Source organism: Pseudomonas sp. URMO17WK12:I9 (genome assembly GCF_900230165.1).
GTDB lineage: Bacteria > Pseudomonadota > Gammaproteobacteria > Pseudomonadales > Pseudomonadaceae > Aquipseudomonas > Aquipseudomonas fulva.
Genome location: NZ_OCMQ01000008.1, coordinates 150919 through 168223, shown reverse-complemented (window position 1 = coordinate 168223; position 17305 = coordinate 150919). Strand labels below are relative to the sequence as shown.

The following is a 17305-nucleotide window of genomic DNA, read 5'->3' as shown; positions in this document are numbered from 1 at the left end:
AACGTCCTCCGTATCCCCACTTTGGTTCGCCTACTCAGTACTTGAGCCGGATGGATCGTTTCCAGCATGGATGTTCGGCGCGCACTTTAGGGCGTGAACTCGGCAGAATCAACAGGCAATCCCTGATGAATCGGCGATGATCGAGCTGCCACGCCTGGGATAAACGACCCATGTGAGCGGCTGATGTTCCCCGGTGCGCTTCAGACGTAAAGAATTGTGGAATAGCCCTGAGCAGGGGGCTTAAACCCAAGCCCCTCTGCATGGGCACGACGTGCTTTTGGAGCTCATCGAGAGGTGCGAAAGGTAGGCTCGGGTGTTCATATTTATGGCCACCCGAGCCTGGTACGGGCGTTCAGAAAACGGTCCGTGAATTTTTTGTTCCGTCCGCCCTCGTCACGTCTTTTTTTGCGATGAGAGGCTTTTAGGACGTCACCATCTCGGCGGGCGAGACGATGGTGGATTTCGCTCCGCGCGAGCGGCCCGAACTCAGGTAGGCTGCAATCGACTCCTGGGTGACCTCGCCCAGGAACACCTGCTCGGCGTCCAGTACTGGGAGCCAGGCGCGGTTGAACTCGTACATGCGCGACAACAAGATACGCAGGTTCTCATCGTGCGCCGCCGTGGCGTTGAACGGCCGTAGGAAGTCGGCGCACGTGCCTTGCTGGCGGTGCATGTCGCGTCGGCGCACATAGCCAAGCGCCTTGTTCGCGGCATCGGTCACCACCACGTAGCGGCGATCATGTTCATCCAGCAGCTCCAGCGCATCATGCACTGGGGTCTGCGGGCTCACCGCCGGGGCATTGTCAGCTGCATCTTCGGCACGTACCAGCAGCAGCCGCTTCAGGGTGCTGTCCTGGCCGACGAAGTTGCTTACGAAGTCATCGGCCGGGTGCGCCAGCAAGGTGTCCGGGTGATCCAGCTGCAACAGCTTGCCCGCACGGAAGATGGCAATCTTGTCGCCCAGCTTGATGGCCTCGTCGATGTCATGGCTGACCATGATCACGGTCTTGTTCAAGGCCCGCTGCATCTCGAAGAATTCGTTCTGGATCATCTCCCGGTTGATGGGGTCCACGGCGCCGAACGGTTCGTCCATCAACAGCACCGGGGCGTCGGCTGCCAAGGCGCGGATCACCCCGATCCGCTGCTGCTGACCCCCGGAGAGTTCCCGGGGGTAGCGCTGCAGGTACTGCTTGGGTTCGAGCTTGATCATGTGCATCAGCTCCCGGGCGCGCTCGGCGCAGCGCTGCTTGTCCCACCCGAGCAGGCGAGGGACGACGGTGATGTTCTCCTCGATGGTCATGTTCGGGAACAGGCCGATCTGCTGGATCACATAGCCGATGTGACGACGCAGGCTGACCTCGTCCAGCCCGCTGGTGTCTTCGCCATTGATGAACACCTGCCCCGAGGTGGGTGTGATCAGGCGGTTGATCATCTTCAGGGTGGTGCTCTTGCCGCACCCTGACGGGCCCAGGAACACGCAGATCTCGCCTTCATTGACCGTGAGGCTGACCGCGTCCACGGCCTTGACGTCCTTGCCGTTGACGTTGAAGGTCTTGCTGAGGTTTTTCAGTTCGATCATGAGCGCATTCCTTCTGGAGTCAGGGCACGTTGCAGGGTTTGCAGAAGCAGGTCGGCGATGATCGCCAGCAGGCTGACCAGCACGGCGCCGACCAGCAGCATCGACATGTCGCTGCGGCTGATGGAGGTGAGGATGAGGACGCCCAGGCCACCGGCTCCGATGGTGGCGGCGATGGTCATTACGCCGATGTTCATCACCACGGCCGTACGCACGCCGGCGAGAATCACCGGTACCGCGATGGGCAACTCGACCATGCGCAGGCGTTGGCCGAAGGTCATGCCAATGCCCCGGGCAGCCTCGCGAATACCGGGCTCGACGTTGGTCAGCGCCAAGTAGGTGTTGCGCAGGATCGGCAGCAGGGAATAGAGAAACACCGCCGTGATGGCAGGCAGCGGGCCCAGGCCCTGGCCGAACGTGGAGTAAAACGGCAACAGCAGCCCGAACAGGGCGATCGACGGGATGGTCAGCAGTACCGTGGCGCTGGCCTGCACGGGCCCGGCCAGGAACGGGAAGCGGGTCATGACGATGCCCAGCGGCACCCCGATCAGGATGGCCAGGCCCACGGCCACGCCCACCAACATGATGTGCTGCCAGGTCAGCTGCAGCACCAGGGCCCAGTCCAGGTGCGCGAAAGTGTCGAGCAATGTCATGGCGTCACCTCCTTCAAGGGATGTTCTCGCAGGAAGTCGGCCGCGACCGAGGAGGGGCTTTGATGCTGCACATCGACCTTGGCGTTGAGCTGGCGCATGGTCTCGTCGTCCAATTGCTCGGCCAGAGGCGCGAGCAGGCTGGCCAACTGCGGGTGAGCGTCGAGTACGGCCTTGCGCACCACTGGGCCTGCCGTGTAATCCGGGAAGTAGTGCTTGTCGTCTTCGAGCAGCTTGAGCTTGAACGCGTTGAGCCGGCCATCGGTGGTGTACACCAGGCCTGCGAACACCTGGGCATTGCGCAGCGCGGTGTAGACCAGGCCTGCATCCATCTGGCGGATGTTGGCGCGCCCCAGCTGCATGCCATACCGCGCCTGCAGGCCATCCAGGCCGTCGGGCCGGTTGGCGAACTCGGTGTCCAGCGCAACCACGTGCTTGCGCGCCTGCTCGTCCATCAACACCTGGTTCAACTGGCTGATGGTGTTGACCTGTGGGTAGGCTTTGGCCACTTCGCTAGGCAAAGCCAATGCATAGGTGTTGCTGAACTTGGAAGGCTTGAGCCAGACCAGTCCCTTTTCGGCGTCCAGAGCCTTGACCCTGGCATAGGTGGCCGCCGCGCTGGGCATGCGTTCTTCGACATGGTTGTAGGACACCAGCGAGACCCCGGTGTATTCCCACATCAGGTCAAGCTGCCCGGTTTCCTGCGCCTGACGTGCCAGGCTGCTGCCAAGGCCGCCAGTGACGCGCACATCGAAGCCATGGGCGCGCAGGTATTGGGCAGTGATTTCGGCGAGCACGGTCTGTTCGGTGAATACCCGGGCGCCGATACGGATCAACGGTTTGTCTGCCGCCTGGGCAAAACCTGCCGACAGCAGGACCGCGCCCAGGAGCAAGGCGATTGCGTTCTTCATGGTTTTCCTCGGGTTATTGGGCCAGGCCACGTTCCAGCCAGCGCTTGCTGGCGAACGTCACCAGTGCGTCCAGCAGCAATGCCAGCAGTGCCGTGCAAGCGGCGCCCAGCAAAAGCTGGGGCTGGTTGTTCAGGGCGATGCCGGGGAAGATCAGGCTGCCCAGGCTGTTGGCACCGATCAGGAAGGCGAGCGGGGCGGTGCCCACGTTCAGTGCCAGCGCCACACGCACGCCGCCGACGATGATGGGCACGGCGTTGGGCAGCTCGACCTGCCATAACTGCTGGCGCGGCGTCATGCCGATGCCGGTAGCGGCTTCCTTGAGCGAGGCGGGAACGTTTTTCAGCCCTTCGTAGGTGTTGCGCACGATGGGCAGGAGGGAGGCGAGGAACAGGGCGAAAATGGCAGGCCCTGCGCCGATGCCTAGCACGCTCAGGGCGATGGCCAGTACGGCCAAGGGAGGGATGGTGTTGCCAATGTTGAAGAACTGCATGAACCGCTCGGCTTTGTCGACCCTGTGCGGTCGACTCAAGGCAATGCCGGCGGGGATGCCCACGGCCAATGCCGCCGCCATCGAAGCCAGCACCAGAACCAGGTGCGCTTGCAGGTAGAACGTCAGATCGTCGCGGTAGCGCGCGATCGTGTCGAGGCCGATCCAATGGACCAGCAGGGCCAGGATGACGAGCACGGCGGCCCATCCCAACAGCCCTTTTCCGTAGCGTGTCGCCACAGGTGGACTCCTTCTTGTCGTCGGCGAGCACACTTCTTCATGGCCAGCCCTCGAGGGCAGCGGTGGTGTGTTCGCGAGTAGCAGCATGATGCCGTTGAAGCTGAGCGTTCATGCAATGAGTCGAGCCCCGTCGGGCATCGAAGATGCTGATGAATCCAGCCCTGAGTCGAGGTGCAACTCAGGGCAATGGACGTCTCCCAAGGCACCAAGGTTCCCATCTGGGGAAGCATTTGGCCAGCCCTGCGCAGCTCGCAAGTCATTGTTTCCAGGTGCTCATTACGCTCATAGGCCTCTTCAATACTGGGCTGTAGCGAACTGGAAAAAAGTCGTTTTTGTTCAATCTTGCACAGGTCCCATGCCATGCTGAATTACAGTTATGACCGATCGTTCATCGCCCAGGTACGTTGTCTGTCCCTGGACGCGCCGGGGTATCTGGACTGCGCTAAATTGGTCGAGCGCGGCCAACAGGCCGCACGCGCCGCCGATGACTGGATGATCGTCACCTCTCTGGTGACAAAGTCGCCACACATGTTCATGTTCCGTTGCCTGTTCGACGCCGCGATTGGCCGTCCTTACTACGACATCCAGTCTTGGAGCCGAAAGACGGGGCGGGACTTTCAGTCTGCCAATTGCCACCTCGACTGCAGCAACAATGGCTACGCCGGCCTCTATGCTGCACCTCCCGGCGAGCAAACATTGTGGAAGTTCATGCAGATGGACGAGGGTGGCGAGTGGCGGAGCATGACATCCATCGTCGAACCAGGGCAGACGATTCGTGGCCGTATCCATACCCGCTCGAACATACCGCTTCAGGCCTATCGCAAGGAAACGGTGGCAGGTCACTGGTTTGCCTATGTGGTCAATGAGGGTGGACAGCCCATGGACCTGGAACTGGACATTCTGCATGTCGGCCAGGAGCTCATGGACGATCATTGAGGCGGGCCAGCGCGTGGCGGCAGGTTTTGGCCTGACGCCAGAGTTCAGGTATGATATCGCCCCTTTCAAATCCCCCAGTCAGGCGATTTCCCATGACCAACCAGGCCGCCGAAGTCGCGAAGCGCCGCACTTTCGCAATCATTTCCCACCCCGACGCCGGTAAGACCACCATCACCGAGAAGCTGTTGCTGATGGGCAAGGCCATCTCCGTCGCCGGCACCGTGAAGTCGCGCAAGTCCGACCGCCACGCCACCTCCGACTGGATGGAAATGGAGAAGCAGCGCGGCATCTCCATCACCACTTCGGTGATGCAGTTCCCGTACCGAGAGCACATGATCAACCTGCTCGACACCCCCGGCCACGAAGACTTCTCCGAAGACACCTATCGCACCCTCACCGCGGTGGACTCGGCGCTGATGGTGCTCGACGGCGGTAAAGGTGTAGAGCCGCGTACCATTGCCCTGATGGACGTATGCCGCCTGCGCGACACGCCCATCGTCAGCTTCATCAACAAGCTCGACCGCGACATTCGCGACCCGATCGAACTGCTCGACGAAATCGAAGCCGTTCTGAAGATCAAGGCCGCACCGATTACCTGGCCTATCGGGTGTTACCGTGACTTCAAGGGCGTGTACCACCTGACCGGTGACTACATCATCGTCTACACGCCCGGCCACGGCCACGAGCGCACCGAAGCCAAGATCATTCGCAATCTGGACTCGGACGAAGCCCGCGCCCACCTGGGCGACCAGTACGACGCGTTCGTCGAGCAGCTGGAGCTGGTGCAGGGCGCTTGCCACGAGTTCGACCAGGACGAATTCATCAACGCTCAACTGACCCCTGTGTTCTTCGGTACCGCACTGGGCAACTTCGGTGTCGACCACGTGCTCGATGCCGTCGTCGACTGGGCGCCGCGCCCGCTGGGCCGTGTTGCCCACGAGCGTACCGTCGAGCCCGTGGAAGAGAAATTCACCGGCTTCGTGTTCAAGATCCAGGCGAACATGGACCCGAAACACCGGGACCGTATCGCCTTCATGCGCATCTGCTCGGGCAAGTACGAAAAGGGCATGAAAATGCGCCACGTGCGGCTGAACAAGGACCTTCGCATCGGCGATGCGCTGACCTTCTTCTCGTCCGAGCGTGAGCAGCTCGAAGAAGCCTACGCCGGCGACATCATCGGTTTGCACAACCACGGCACCATCCAGATCGGTGACACCTTCACCGAAGGCGAGGCGCTGGGCTTTACCGGCATCCCGCACTTCGCCCCGGAACTGTTCCGCCGCGTGCGCCTGAAAGACCCGCTGAAATCCAAGCAGTTGCGTCAGGGCCTGCAGCAGCTGGCCGAAGAAGGTGCTACCCAGGTGTTCTTCCCCGAGCGCAGCAACGACATCATCCTCGGTGCGGTCGGTGTGCTGCAGTTCGACGTGGTTGCCAGCCGCCTGAAGGAAGAATACAAGGTCGAGTGTGCCTACGAGCCCATCACCGTGTGGTCGGCGCGCTGGATCGCCTGCGACGACAAGAAGAAGCTTGAGGAATTCCAGAACAAGGCCATGGAGAACCTGGCCATCGATGGTGGCGGGCACCTGACCTACTTGGCGCCCACCCGGGTCAACCTGTCGCTGATGGAAGAGCGCTGGCCTGACGTCAAGTTCCGCGCCACGCGCGAGCACCACTGAGCGTAAAAGGCCCGGCCACTTCGCTGGCCGGGCCCTTGCGCGAGCAGGGCGGCCCGACGTTCGCCTCGCTCACCTCAACCATTTCCTGCCACTTTCGCAGGCGCAGGCATCAGTTGCCCGCCTTCACACTGGTCCAGATACGCGTCCTGATGCGGTCTATCTTGGCCGGCATCGCTTCTAGCGCGTACAACTTGCCCATCACCGCTTCGCTCGGATAGATCATGGTGTTGGCCTTGAGCGCCGGGTCAACCAGCGCATCGGCTTGCAGGTTGGCGTTGGCGTATTGCACATGATTGCTGATGGCGGCCATTACCTGCGGCTCCAGCAGGTAGTTCATGTAGGCATACCCGGCCTTTTCATCCGGCGCATCGGCGGGCATGGCCACCATGTCGAACCACATCGGCGCCCCCTCCTTGGGTATCGAGTAGCCGACCTTGACCCCGTTGTGGGCCTCCTCGGCGCGGTTCTTTGCCTGGAGCACGTCCCCCGAGAACCCGACCACCACGCAGACGTCGCCATTGGCCAGGTCCGCCGTGTACTTGGATGAATGGAAATAGCTGATGTACGGCCGCACCTGCATCAGCAGCGCCTTGGCCTTGTCGTAGTCGGCCGGGTTCTGGCTATGGTGGGGCAGCCCCAGGTAATGCAAGGCGATGGGTAGCAACTCGGGGCCATTGTCCAGCACCGCCACGCCACAACCTTTGAGCTTGCTCATGTACTGCGGCTTGAAGATCAGGTCCCAGGAGTCGACCGGCGCGTCGTCGCCCAATACGGCTTTGACCTTGTCGATGTTGTAGCCGATGCCCGTGCTGCCCCAGAGGTACGGGAACCCGTACTGGTTGCCTGGGTCATTGCCCTCCAGGGCCTTGAGCAGCACTGGGTTGAGGTTCTTCCAGTTGGGCAACTGCGACTTGTCCAGGCGCTTGAGGGCTTTGCCCTGGATTTGCCGGGCCATGAAATGGTTGGATGGAAACACCACGTCGTAGCCGGAATTGCCGGTCATCAACTTGCCATCGAGGGTCTCGTTGCTGTCATAGACGTCGTAGGTGGGCACGATGCCGGTGGCTTGCTGGAACTGCTTCAAGGTGTCGGGCGCGATGTAACTGGACCAGTTGTAGATCTTGACGGTTTCTGCCGCGCTGGCCACGCTGGCGGCCAGCATCAAGGGGGCGATGATAAGCGTGCGCATATCGGGTTACCTTGCTTTGTGTGTTGTTATCGAAGGCAGGCGATCAGCGGATCAGAAGATAAGTACGTAGGTCTTGCGCACGGTTTCCTGGATATCCCAGGTGCCAGTGCTGTTGGCCGGTAGCATCAATGCGTCTCCGGCTTCTATGACCAGGGGCTCGCCATCGTCGGGGGTGAAGGTGCAGCGCCCCTTGATGAAGTGGCAGAACTCCTGTTGCGTGATTTGCCGTCGCCAGCGCCCTGGGGTGCATTCCCAGATTCCCGTCTCCACGCCATCGCTGCGTTGCACGCTCGTGGTCGATGTCACCGGCACGGGTTGGCCGAGCGGTACGGCGACAGGGCTGCTGGACTGCAAAACGGCGCTGTCTGCCCGTTTGAACTGAGTGATGCTCATGAAAGGTCGGTCCTGTTTGGGTGAAGAATCAGTGCATGAAACCTTCCATGAAATCTGCCAGCTTGCTGGCCAGTTGCCGTCTCCATGGCGGTGTCGCGGGGTTGGCCAGGGTACGGTCCTCGTGGACGAAACTCTGGATGATGGCGTTGTACCCCAGCCAGCGGCTGGGCTCCGGAGGCCAGCTGGCCAGGCTCGATAGCGGCCTGTTGTCATGTACCCAAGGCTGCCCGGTGAGTGCGTTCTGCTGATTCAGGATAAGTGCAGCCAGGGTGCGACCACCCAGGTTGGTCGCGCCTACGCCTTCACCGCCGTAGCCTCCGGCCAACGCGATACCCCGCTGGCGGTCGCACAGCATGTGCGGCTGGAAGCGCCGCGCCATACCCAGGTTGCCACCCCACGAATGGGTGATGCGCACATGGCGCAGTTGGGGAAACAGCTCGCTGAACAGGTAGCGACGCAGCTCGATTTCATGGGCCTGGAGGTTGAAGTCCTCACGCAACCTGCCACCGAAGCGGTAGCCACCTCGGGCACCGAACACCAGCCGATCATCGGCAGTGCGCTGACCATAGGTCACCTGTCGGCTGCCCTCGCTGAAGGCTTGTCCCTGGTCGAGGCCGATCTGCGCCCAAATGGCCTCAGGCAAAGGCTCGGTAGCGACCATCAGGCTCTGAACCGGCAACTGGTGTTTGCCCAACGGCGGCAAGCTGGCGGCATAGCCTTCCACCGCCGGGACGATCCAGTTGCACCGCAGGCGTGCCAACGGGGTGGTCACTTCGCCAGGTTGCCAGTCCAGCGCCGGTGTGTTTTCGTAGATCGGCACCCCCAGGGCCTCGACTGCGCTGGCCAGGCCACGGACGAGCTTGGCCGGCTGAATCGTGGCCGTGTGCGGGCTGTAGATAGCCCCATAGGCATTGCTTACGCGCAACTGGCCCTGCAGTTGCGCTGGACGCAGCCAGTGGTAATCGTCCTCGGTCATGCCCAGGTTGTACAAGTGATCCAGGTAGGCACGCAGGCTTCGCTCCTGCTCGGGATAACGGGCTGCGCAGTACAACACGCCGCCCTTGCGGTAGTCGCAATCGAGCTGTTCGCGGTGCAACACGCGCTGTACTTCGTCTGGAATGTCATGCAGCAGCTCGATGCTGGCGCGGCGCTGAACCGGCGACAGGCTGGCCAACAGGCGATCTTCACCCAGCAAATTGCCCATCAACCACCCGCCGTTGCGCCCCGAGGCGCCAAACCCTGCGATGTTGGCCTCGATTACCACGACATTGAGGTGCGGTGCCTGGCGCTTGAGGTAGTAAGCGGTCCACAGGCCTGTGTAGCCAGCGCCGATGATGCAGACGTCGGCCTCGACATTTTCACGCAGGGCAGGGCGCGCACACAGCGGCTCTTGCAGCTGGTCCATCCACAAGCTGAGTGTACGCAGAGGCTGCATGGGCCGGGCTCCACAAGCGATCAGGTGATGGAGCGATGCTAGTGGCCAACGCCAGCGGTTGTCTTACGTGCGTGCACGCGAGGAAATCTGTTTGAGATAGGCTTTTGGCGTCAGCCCGGTATGCTCGCGGAAGCACTTGTAGAACGCGGACAGCGAGTTGAAACCGGCGTTGAACGCCAGGTCATCGATGGACGTCTGGCCGCTGTCATTCGCCAGGATCGTCATCAGGTGCTGAAGGCGGGCTTGGTTGACGTAGCGGTAAAAACGCTGGCCCAGCACCTGGTTCAGCAAGTAGGAAATCTGATTGCGGCTGTAACCGCTGGCCTGGGCGACCTGTTGCAAACTCAAGTCAGGATCCAGGTACGGACGATGTCGCTGGAAGTAGTGCTCAAGGTCTTGCGCCATGGTAGACAACTGGCGCGGGGACAGCCCCAGCCGGCTGGTGGCGGGCCGTGAGGTGCGACTGGTGCTGCTTGCGCTGTGCTGACGCACGAGTGTGGCGTATTCATTGACCTGCCAGATCAGACCGTCCTTGACCGTGATCGCCTCGCTGGACTGGAACGCCACCAGGCCGTCCCCGCCCTGCACGGTGACTTGGTACTGTATATACGCCGTGCAGCCATCGACGCGGATACGGTCGCTGTGCACGATGTCCTCGCCGGCGGCATGGGGCAGGCAGGCGCCCACGTACGTACGCAGCTCGGCATGGCCCAGCACACGGTTCTGAAAGAAGTCGTGGTATTGAATGTCGGGGTGGTACAGCGCCATCACGCCATCGAGATCACGATGCTTCCAGCACAGGTGGTAGCGCATCACGGTGTCGGCGGTAATCGGTGTCTGGGACGGGCCATCGGGCAGGGTCATGGACGGATCATGCCCTTTCCCTGGCGTGGCGACAAGAATGCAGAACACCTGACGCTACAGGCCGATTCGCGCATTTTGCACGGTCAATAATTAACCTGTTTTTGTAAGTTGTTGATTTCAAAGGGCGTGATTTTTTACGGCAACTGGCACAGCCGCTGCAACGTTTAATGCGCGAATGGACTTCTCGCTAACAACACAGGCGACCACATCATGATCTCATCTGCCGACTATCCCGTTGTCGATACACAAAGCCGCTCAGGTGTTTCCTGGGCAGCAATCTTTGCTGGCGCAGCCGGTGCTGCTGCCATCTCCCTCCTTCTGGTGGTACTCGGTGCAGGGCTCGGCTTTGCCGCGACCTCGCCGTGGGCAGATGAAGGGGCCAGTGCGAAAGCCCTGGGCATCTCTACCATTGTCTGGTTGCTGCTGACCCAGATCATCGCTTCGGGCATGGGCGGCTACATTGCCGGCCGTCTGCGCGTGAAATGGGCCAATCTGCACGGCGACGAAGTGTATTTCCGCGACACTGCACACGGCTTCCTGTCGTGGGCCGTGGCTACCCTGGTAACGGCCATGCTGGTACTGGGCACAGCCGGCAACATCGTGGGCGCTGGTGCCAGTGCAGCCACTCAAGCGGCCGGCATGACCGCCGCTGCCGGTGGCGCTGCCGCTTCCAATGCCTCGGATGAGTCCCTGGACTACTTCGTCGACGGCCTGTTCCGTGGCGAGGGCCCGGCGCCTGTCAGCGATGATGCGGCCAACGGTGTTGCCGCTCGCATCCTGGCCAAAGGCTTTGCCGGTGACGGCGCCCTGGCACCTGAAGACCGTGCCTACCTGGCGCAGCTGGTTGCCCAGCGCACCCGCCTTTCCCAACCGGAAGCCGAAGCTCGCGTCGATCAGGTCATGGCTCAGGTTCAGCAACTGAAAACCGATGCCAAGCAGGCTGCAGACACCGCTGCCAAAGTGGCTGCCTGGACTGCCCTGTGGACCTTCGTGGCCCTGCTGTGCGGCGCCTTCTTCGCCAGCCTGGCCGCGCTGTACGGTGGTCGTCGTCGCGACCAGGTTCAGTGGCTCGAAGGCGACTACGTCGCTCACCGCACCATTCAACGCTAAGTAAGGAGAACGAACATGCGCTCGATATTGCTATGGATGCTGGGTGTACCGATTCCAGTCATCATTCTGATTGCACTGTTCATGCACTGACGAAAAGGGCCGCTTAGCGGCCCTTTTCGTTTATGTCTCATTTGTCGGTCTGCTGCCTTGCGTCGCTTCTGATGGTGAGTGAATTCGGAGCGGTCGTGCCGGTCCGCCCGACCGACCGCGCCGTACCTTCGTTAAAGAAACTGCTCCGCATAATGACAAGCCACCTGCCGGGTCTCCACTTGCCTGAACGCCGGCACCTCATTGGCGCAGCGATCGGTCGCGTAGGGGCAGCGTTTGTGAAAAGCGCAGCCATCCGGCGGGTTGAGCGGGTTGGGCAGCTCACCGGCAATGCGGATGCGCGGCTTGGACGGGTCTGGATGAATAGCGGGTGTGGCAGACAATAGAGCCTGGGTGTACGGATGCAGCGGCTTTTCGTAGATATCGGCTTTGGGCCCCATCTCCGCCGGCCTGCCCAAGTACATGACCAGCACATCATCGGCCACGTGACGTACTACCGCCAGGTTGTGGGAGATGAATACATAACCGGTACCGTACTGCTGCTGCATGTCCATGAACAAGTTCAGCACCTGGGCCTGGATGGACACATCCAGTGCAGATGTCGGCTCGTCGGCCACCAACACCTTGGGCTGCAACATCATGGCCCGTGCCAGCGCGATACGCTGACGCTGCCCACCGGAGAACATGTGCGGATAGCGCTGGTAATGCTCCGGGCGCAGCCCCACCTGCTCCATCATCTTCTGCACCCTATCACGGCGCTGCGCCTTGCTCAGCGCGGTGTTGATCAGCAAAGGCTCGGCCAGCTGGTCACCGATCTTCTGCCGCGGGTTGAGCGAGGCGTAAGGGCTCTGGAAGACCATCTGCACGTCCCGGCGCAGTTGCTTGCGCTCGGCCTTGCTGGCTCCGGTGACCTCGGTACCTGCAATCTGCAGCGAGCCTGAGGTGGGCTGCTCGATCAGGGTCAGGGCGCGGGCCAGGGTCGACTTGCCGCAACCGGACTCACCGACTACCGCCAACGTCTTGCCCGCCTCCAGTTCGAACGAAACGCCATTGAGCGCGCGCACCAGCGCATGGCCCTTGAACAACCCGCGGGAGACTTCGTAATGCCGGGTCAGGTCCCGGGCCGATAGAACGACGGCCATCACGCCACCTCCTGGTTCAGTGGGTAGAAACAACGGGCCAGGCTCTGGGCCTTGGGGTCCAGGGCCGGGCGCTGGTGTCGGCAGTTGTCCTGCACATAAGGGCAACGCGGTGACAGCAGGCAACCCGTTGGCCGGTCATAGCGGCCCGGGACGATGCCAGGCAGGGTAGCCAAGCGCTCGGCACCCAGGCTGTGTTCGGGAATCGCCGCCAGCAGGGCTTCGGTATAGGGGTGGGCAGGGACGTCGAACAGCTCTGGCACCTGGCCCACCTCCACGGCCTGGCCTGCATACATCACGCACACCCGGCGCGCGGTCTCGGCCACTACCGCCAGGTCATGGGTGATCAGGATCAGGGCCATGTTGCGCTCCTGTTGCAGGTTGACCAGCAGCTCCATGATCTGCGCCTGGATGGTCACGTCCAGCGCCGTGGTCGGCTCATCGGCGATCAGCAGCTTCGGCTCACCGGCGATGGCCATGGCGATGGCCACCCGTTGGCTCATGCCGCCGGACAGTTGATGCGGATAAGCGTCCAGGCGGCTTTCGGCGGCCGGGATCTCGACCTTCTGCAGCAGTTCCAGGGCCCGTTGCCGCGCCGCCTTGCCCTTGAGGCCCAGGTGTTGACGCAGGACTTCTTCGATCTGATAACCCACGGTGTAGCTGGGGTTCAGGGCCGTCATGGGGTCTTGGAAGACCATGGCGATGTCCTTGCCGACCACCTTGCGCCGTTGCCGGCCGCTGAGGGTGAGCATGTCGGTACCGTCGAATGTCATGGCATCGGCCGTGATCCGGCCAGGGGCCTCGACCAGGCCCATCAGGGCCATCATGGTCACCGATTTGCCCGAGCCGGACTCGCCGACGATGGCCAGGATTTCGCCGGCTTGAACCTGTAAGTCCAGCCCGTCCACCACTGGCACGGCGTCCGCGTCGCCAAAACGCACGTTGAGGTTGTTGATCTGCAACAAAGACATGGGTGTGCTCCTCAGGCGGCGTTCTTGAGTTTGGGGTCGAGCGCATCGCGCAGGCCATCACCCATCAGGTTGATCGCCAGTACGCTGAGCAGGATGGTCAGGCCCGGCAGGCTCACCACCCACCAGGCGCGCTCGATGTAATCCCTGGCCGAGGCCAGCATGGTGCCCCACTCCGGCGTCGGGGGTTGCACACCAAGGCCCAGGAAGCCCAGGGCGGCGGCGTCGAGAATGGCCGAGGAAAAGCTCAAGGTGGCCTGCACGATCAGCGGCGCCATGCAGTTGGGCAGCACGGTCACGAACATCAGGCGCCCCAGCCCAGCGCCTGCCAGCCGGGCAGCGGTGACGTAGTCGCGGTTCAGCTCGCCCATCACGGCGGCGCGGGTCAGGCGCACGTAGGAGGGCAGCGAGACGATGGCAATGGCGATCACGGTGTTGATCAGGCCAGGGCCGAGGATGGCGACGATGGCGACGGCCAGCAGCAGCGAGGGCAGGGCCAGCATCACGTCCATAAGGCGCATGATCGAAGGGCCGACGAAGTGCGGGAAGAAGCCCGCCAGCAACCCGAGCAGAATGCCGGGGATCAACGATATCACCACCGAGGACAAGCCAATCAGCAAGGACAGGCGCGCCCCTTGGATCAAGCGCGAGAGCAGGTCGCGGCCAAGCTCATCGGTGCCCAGGATGAACTGCCAAGTGCCACCCTCCAGCCACACCGGGGGGGTGAGCAGAAAGTCGCGGTACTGCTCGCTGGGGTCGTGGGGCGCGACCCAGGGCGCGAACAGCGCGCAGAACACCACCACGCACATGAACGCCAGGCCCATCACCGCGCCCTTGTTGCGCGCGAAGGCCTGCCAGAATTCCTTGTAGGGCGAGGGGTAGAGAAGGCTCTGGTCCACCGGGCTGACCGGGGACAGGGTTTTTGCAGTCGGGTTGGTCATGACGGGGCCTCAGCGCTGATGACGGATGCGTGGATTGGCCAGGCCGTAGAGAATGTCCACGACGAAGTTGACCAGGATCACCAGGCAGGCAATCAACAGAATGCCGTTCTGGACCACGGGGTAGTCACGGGCGCCGATGGCTTCGATCAGCCATTTGCCGATGCCCGGCCAGGAGAAAATGGTTTCGGTCAACACCGCACCGGCCAGCAAGGTGCCGACCTGCAGGCCGAACACGGTCAGGACGGGAATCAGGGCGTTGCGCAAGCCGTGCATGAACACGACCCGGGCCGGGGACAGCCCCTTGGCACGCGCCGTGCGGATGTAGTCCTCGCGCAACACTTCGAGCATGGAGGAACGCGTCATGCGTGCGATCACCGCCAGCGGGATGGTACCCAGTACGATGGCCGGCAGAATCAGGTGCATCACGGCATCCTTGAACGAACCCTCTTCGTCGCTGAGCAGGGTGTCGATGAGCATGAAACCGGTCTTGGGCTCGATGTCATAGAGCAGGTCGATGCGCCCGGATACCGGGGTCCAGCCCAGGCTCACCGAGAAGAACATGATCAGGATCAGGCCCCACCAGAAGATCGGCATCGAGTAGCCCGCCAGCGAAATCCCCATCACCCCATGGTCGAACAGCGACCCGCGCTTGAGCGCGGCGATCACCCCGGCCAGCAAGCCGACCACGCCGGCGAACAGCAAGGCGGCCATGGCCAGTTCCAGGGTGGCCGGGAACAAGGTGGTGAACTCGCTCCATACGCTCTCGCGCGTGCGCAGCGACTCGCCCAGGTCGCCCTGGGCCAGCTTGCCGATGTAGTCCAGGTACTGGGCCGGCAACGGTTTGTTCAGGCCCAGGCGCTCCATGGCCTGGGCGTGCATTTCCGGGTCGACCCTGCGTTCGCCCATCATCACTTCCACCGGGTCACCGGGGATCAGGCGTATCAGCGCGAAGGTCAGCAAGGTGATGCCGAAAAAGGTCGGGATCAACAGGCCCAAGCGCCGGGCAATAAAACTCAACATGGTCGCAGTTACCTCATCAGGCCGCATGGCAGGTACCTGCCACGGCAGTGCCGCCGCTGCCCACAGGGCAACGGCGGTCGTTGTTGTTCTACTTCACTCGGGTGGTAGCGAAGTTGTTGCTGGTCAAGGGGCTGATCACGTAGCCCTCCACGTTCTCACGCATGGCCGTGAACACCTTGGGGTGGGCCATGCTGATCCAGGGCTGGTCCTCATCGTACACCGTCAATGCCTCGCTATAGAGCCTGGCACGCTCCTCGTTGTCGCTCACCTCGCGGGCGCGTGTGATCAATGCCTGGAATTTCGAGTTGCACCAGCGTGCATAGTTCTCGCCATTGCTGGCCGCCTCGCAACTGAGCAGGGGGGTGAGAAAGTTGTCCGGGTCGCCGTTGTCGCCGGCCCAGCCACTGGACACCAGGTCCGCCTCGCCTTTCTTGGCACGGCGCAGCATTTCGGCCCACTCCATGACACGGATATCCAGGTTCAGGCCGATCTGCGCCAGGTCGGCCTGAAGCATCTCGGCGGACAGTCGCGGGTTCGGGTTGGTCGGGCCGCCGCCATTGCGGGTGAACAGGGTGATGACCGTGCCCTGGGGGACACCGGCTTGTTTTAGCAGCGCACGCGCCTGGTCGAGATCGCGTGGCGGGTTCTGGTTGGCGGTGTTGTAGCCGATCATCGAAGGGGGATACGGGTTGACGCCTACCAGCGCATTGCCTTTGCCGAACAGCTGGTCGACGTGGGTCTGGCGGTCGAAGGCCATGTTGATCGCCTTGCGCACACGTACATCACTCAGGTACGGATGTTGGGTGTTCATGGCGATGTAACCGGTTACCAGCGCTTCGGTCTGGGCGACCTTCAGGCGCGGGTCCGCCACGATCGACGGTACATCGTCCGGTTTGGGGTATAGCGCAACCTGGCACTCGTTGGCGCGCAACTTCTGCAGGCGGACATTACTGTCGGTGGCGATGGCGAAGACCAGCGCATCGGCGGGCGGCTTGCCCCGGAAATAGTCAGGGTTGGGCTTGAAGCGGACCTGGGCATCCTTGTTGTAGCGCTGGAAAATGAACGGCCCTGTGCCGATTGGCTTGCTGTTGAGCTCTGCCGTCTTGCCGGCTGCCAGCAGCTGGTCGCCGTACTCGGCGGAGTAGATGGAGGTGAAGCCCATGGCCATGTCGCGCAGCAAAGGCGCTTCTGGCCGGGTCAAGGTGATCACCACGGTGTAGTCGTCGGTCTTGTCCACCGACTTGAGCAACGAATTGAAGGCCATGCTCTCGAAGTAGGGGTAGCCGATGCTGGTCTTGTCGTGCCAGGGGTGGCTCGGGTCAAGCTGGCGGCGCAAGCTCCACAGCACATCGTCGGCGTTCAGGTCGCGGCTGGGCTTGAAATAGTCGGTGGTGTGGAACTTGACCCCTCGGCGAAGGTGGAAGGTATAGGTCAGGCCGTCGGCGGAGATGTCCCAACGCTCGGCCAGGGCCGGTTGGACATCCGTGGTGCCGGGCTTGAAGTCCACCAGGCGGTTGAAGAGGGTTTCGGCCGCCGCGTCGAACGTCACCGCCGTGGTGTATTGCACCACATCGAACCCTTCGGGGCTGGCCTCGGTGCACACCACCAGCGGCTTGGCGGCCAGCTGGGATGTACTGCCCAAAAGCAGCGTTGCCAGCAACAGCCGCAGCGCCGATGTCTTCTTGGTCACAGCGTGCATGGATCAATTCTCCCTGCGTTGTG

At 62.2% G+C, this 17305-nt stretch carries 16 protein-coding genes; 3 read left to right on the top strand and 13 right to left on the bottom strand.

All coding sequences use genetic code 11. The annotated features are described in order from the left end of the window. Positions 1-421: 421 nt before the first annotated feature. From CRP40_RS16660 to CRP40_RS16645, 4 genes are read right to left on the bottom strand one after another with little or no spacing between them, the layout of a single operon-like run. Positions 422-1579, bottom strand: coding sequence for an ABC transporter ATP-binding protein (locus tag CRP40_RS16660; protein ID WP_027913700.1), 1158 nt, complete (start codon positions 1577-1579; stop codon positions 422-424). Beyond that, a complete protein-coding gene (locus CRP40_RS16655) occupies positions 1576-2229 on the bottom strand; it encodes an ABC transporter permease (RefSeq protein WP_027913701.1) in 654 nt (217 codons plus the stop codon). The genes CRP40_RS16660 and CRP40_RS16655 overlap by 4 nt, the downstream gene beginning before the upstream one ends. After that, the gene (locus CRP40_RS16650; RefSeq protein ID WP_027913702.1) at positions 2226-3137 is read right to left on the bottom strand and encodes a glycine betaine ABC transporter substrate-binding protein; all 912 of its coding nucleotides are present in this window, start codon (positions 3135-3137) and stop codon (positions 2226-2228) included. Before CRP40_RS16650 ends, CRP40_RS16655 begins: the two co-directional genes overlap by 4 nt. Before the next feature lie 13 nt (positions 3138-3150). Next, on the bottom strand, positions 3151-3864 hold the full coding sequence (locus tag CRP40_RS16645) for an ABC transporter permease (protein ID WP_027913703.1): 714 nt from the start codon (positions 3862-3864) through the stop codon (positions 3151-3153). Between the two features lie 360 nt (positions 3865-4224). Here CRP40_RS16645 and CRP40_RS16640 point away from each other — a divergent pair, with 360 nt between their 5' ends. Both CRP40_RS16640 and CRP40_RS16635 read left to right on the top strand, forming a co-directional pair. Continuing rightward, positions 4225-4800 (top strand): hypothetical protein, encoded by a 576-nt coding sequence (locus CRP40_RS16640; RefSeq protein WP_027913704.1) that lies wholly within the window; start codon positions 4225-4227, stop codon positions 4798-4800. A 92-nt stretch (positions 4801-4892) separates the two neighbouring features. Next, positions 4893-6476 (top strand): peptide chain release factor 3, encoded by a 1584-nt coding sequence (locus CRP40_RS16635; protein ID WP_027913705.1) that lies wholly within the window; start codon positions 4893-4895, stop codon positions 6474-6476. Between the two features lie 109 nt (positions 6477-6585). Here CRP40_RS16635 and CRP40_RS16630 read toward each other — a convergent pair whose 3' ends face one another. From CRP40_RS16630 to CRP40_RS16615, 4 genes are all read right to left on the bottom strand, one after another. Next, positions 6586-7665 carry a polyamine ABC transporter substrate-binding protein gene (locus CRP40_RS16630; RefSeq protein ID WP_027913706.1) on the bottom strand — a complete coding sequence of 360 codons (1080 nt, stop codon included), beginning with the start codon at positions 7663-7665 and terminating at the stop codon, positions 6586-6588. Positions 7666-7716: 51 nt separating this feature from the next. After that, positions 7717-8058, bottom strand: coding sequence for a cupin domain-containing protein (locus CRP40_RS16625; protein WP_027913707.1), 342 nt, complete (start codon positions 8056-8058; stop codon positions 7717-7719). 28 nt (positions 8059-8086) lie between these two features. Continuing rightward, complete coding sequence (locus CRP40_RS16620; RefSeq protein ID WP_027913708.1) at positions 8087-9493, bottom strand: FAD-binding oxidoreductase; 1407 nt, start codon at positions 9491-9493, stop codon at positions 8087-8089. Between the two features lie 63 nt (positions 9494-9556). Then, positions 9557-10357 (bottom strand): helix-turn-helix domain-containing protein, encoded by an 801-nt coding sequence (locus tag CRP40_RS16615; RefSeq protein ID WP_027913709.1) that lies wholly within the window; start codon positions 10355-10357, stop codon positions 9557-9559. A gap of 210 nt (positions 10358-10567) precedes the next feature. Here CRP40_RS16615 and CRP40_RS16610 point away from each other — a divergent pair, with 210 nt between their 5' ends. Next, the gene (locus CRP40_RS16610) at positions 10568-11467 is read left to right on the top strand and encodes a hypothetical protein (protein WP_027913710.1); all 900 of its coding nucleotides are present in this window, start codon (positions 10568-10570) and stop codon (positions 11465-11467) included. A gap of 221 nt (positions 11468-11688) precedes the next feature. Here the strand turns inward: CRP40_RS16610 and CRP40_RS16605 are convergent, their stop codons facing one another. The 5 genes from CRP40_RS16605 to CRP40_RS16585 all read right to left on the bottom strand — a co-directional run bounded on the left by CRP40_RS16605 (position 11689) and on the right by CRP40_RS16585 (position 17282). Beyond that, positions 11689-12657 carry a peptide ABC transporter ATP-binding protein gene (locus CRP40_RS16605; RefSeq protein WP_027913711.1) on the bottom strand — a complete coding sequence of 323 codons (969 nt, stop codon included), beginning with the start codon at positions 12655-12657 and terminating at the stop codon, positions 11689-11691. Then, a complete protein-coding gene (locus CRP40_RS16600; protein ID WP_027913712.1) occupies positions 12657-13625 on the bottom strand; it encodes an ABC transporter ATP-binding protein in 969 nt (322 codons plus the stop codon). The genes CRP40_RS16605 and CRP40_RS16600 overlap by 1 nt, the downstream gene beginning before the upstream one ends. A gap of 11 nt (positions 13626-13636) precedes the next feature. Then, complete coding sequence (locus CRP40_RS16595; protein WP_027913713.1) at positions 13637-14563, bottom strand: ABC transporter permease subunit; 927 nt, start codon at positions 14561-14563, stop codon at positions 13637-13639. Positions 14564-14572: 9 nt separating this feature from the next. Next, positions 14573-15583: an ABC transporter permease subunit gene (locus CRP40_RS16590; protein WP_027913714.1), complete on the bottom strand. Its 1011-nt coding sequence runs from the start codon at positions 15581-15583 to the stop codon at positions 14573-14575. 88 nt (positions 15584-15671) lie between these two features. Next, positions 15672-17282 carry an ABC transporter substrate-binding protein gene (locus CRP40_RS16585; RefSeq protein WP_027913715.1) on the bottom strand — a complete coding sequence of 537 codons (1611 nt, stop codon included), beginning with the start codon at positions 17280-17282 and terminating at the stop codon, positions 15672-15674. Between the last annotated feature and the right edge of the window lie 23 nt (positions 17283-17305).

What these genes read in the sequence shown, in the direction of transcription:
- CRP40_RS16595 (WP_027913713.1), bottom strand. Translation starts at nt 14,563, where the DNA reads ATGACCAACCCGACTGCAAAAACCCTGTCCCCGGTCAGCCCGGTGGAC.
- CRP40_RS16625 (WP_027913707.1), bottom strand. Translation starts at nt 8,058, where the DNA reads ATGAGCATCACTCAGTTCAAACGGGCAGACAGCGCCGTTTTGCAGTCC.
- CRP40_RS16605 (WP_027913711.1), bottom strand. Translation starts at nt 12,657, where the DNA reads ATGGCCGTCGTTCTATCGGCCCGGGACCTGACCCGGCATTACGAAGTC.
- CRP40_RS16635 (WP_027913705.1), top strand. Translation starts at nt 4,893, where the DNA reads ATGACCAACCAGGCCGCCGAAGTCGCGAAGCGCCGCACTTTCGCAATC.
- CRP40_RS16585 (WP_027913715.1), bottom strand. Translation starts at nt 17,282, where the DNA reads ATGCACGCTGTGACCAAGAAGACATCGGCGCTGCGGCTGTTGCTGGCA.
- CRP40_RS16640 (WP_027913704.1), top strand. Translation starts at nt 4,225, where the DNA reads ATGCTGAATTACAGTTATGACCGATCGTTCATCGCCCAGGTACGTTGT.
- CRP40_RS16650 (WP_027913702.1), bottom strand. Translation starts at nt 3,137, where the DNA reads ATGAAGAACGCAATCGCCTTGCTCCTGGGCGCGGTCCTGCTGTCGGCA.
- CRP40_RS16615 (WP_027913709.1), bottom strand. Translation starts at nt 10,357, where the DNA reads ATGACCCTGCCCGATGGCCCGTCCCAGACACCGATTACCGCCGACACC.
- CRP40_RS16590 (WP_027913714.1), bottom strand. Translation starts at nt 15,583, where the DNA reads ATGTTGAGTTTTATTGCCCGGCGCTTGGGCCTGTTGATCCCGACCTTT.
- CRP40_RS16620 (WP_027913708.1), bottom strand. Translation starts at nt 9,493, where the DNA reads ATGCAGCCTCTGCGTACACTCAGCTTGTGGATGGACCAGCTGCAAGAG.
- CRP40_RS16610 (WP_027913710.1), top strand. Translation starts at nt 10,568, where the DNA reads ATGATCTCATCTGCCGACTATCCCGTTGTCGATACACAAAGCCGCTCA.
- CRP40_RS16660 (WP_027913700.1), bottom strand. Translation starts at nt 1,579, where the DNA reads ATGATCGAACTGAAAAACCTCAGCAAGACCTTCAACGTCAACGGCAAG.
- CRP40_RS16655 (WP_027913701.1), bottom strand. Translation starts at nt 2,229, where the DNA reads ATGACATTGCTCGACACTTTCGCGCACCTGGACTGGGCCCTGGTGCTG.
- CRP40_RS16630 (WP_027913706.1), bottom strand. Translation starts at nt 7,665, where the DNA reads ATGCGCACGCTTATCATCGCCCCCTTGATGCTGGCCGCCAGCGTGGCC.
- CRP40_RS16600 (WP_027913712.1), bottom strand. Translation starts at nt 13,625, where the DNA reads ATGTCTTTGTTGCAGATCAACAACCTCAACGTGCGTTTTGGCGACGCG.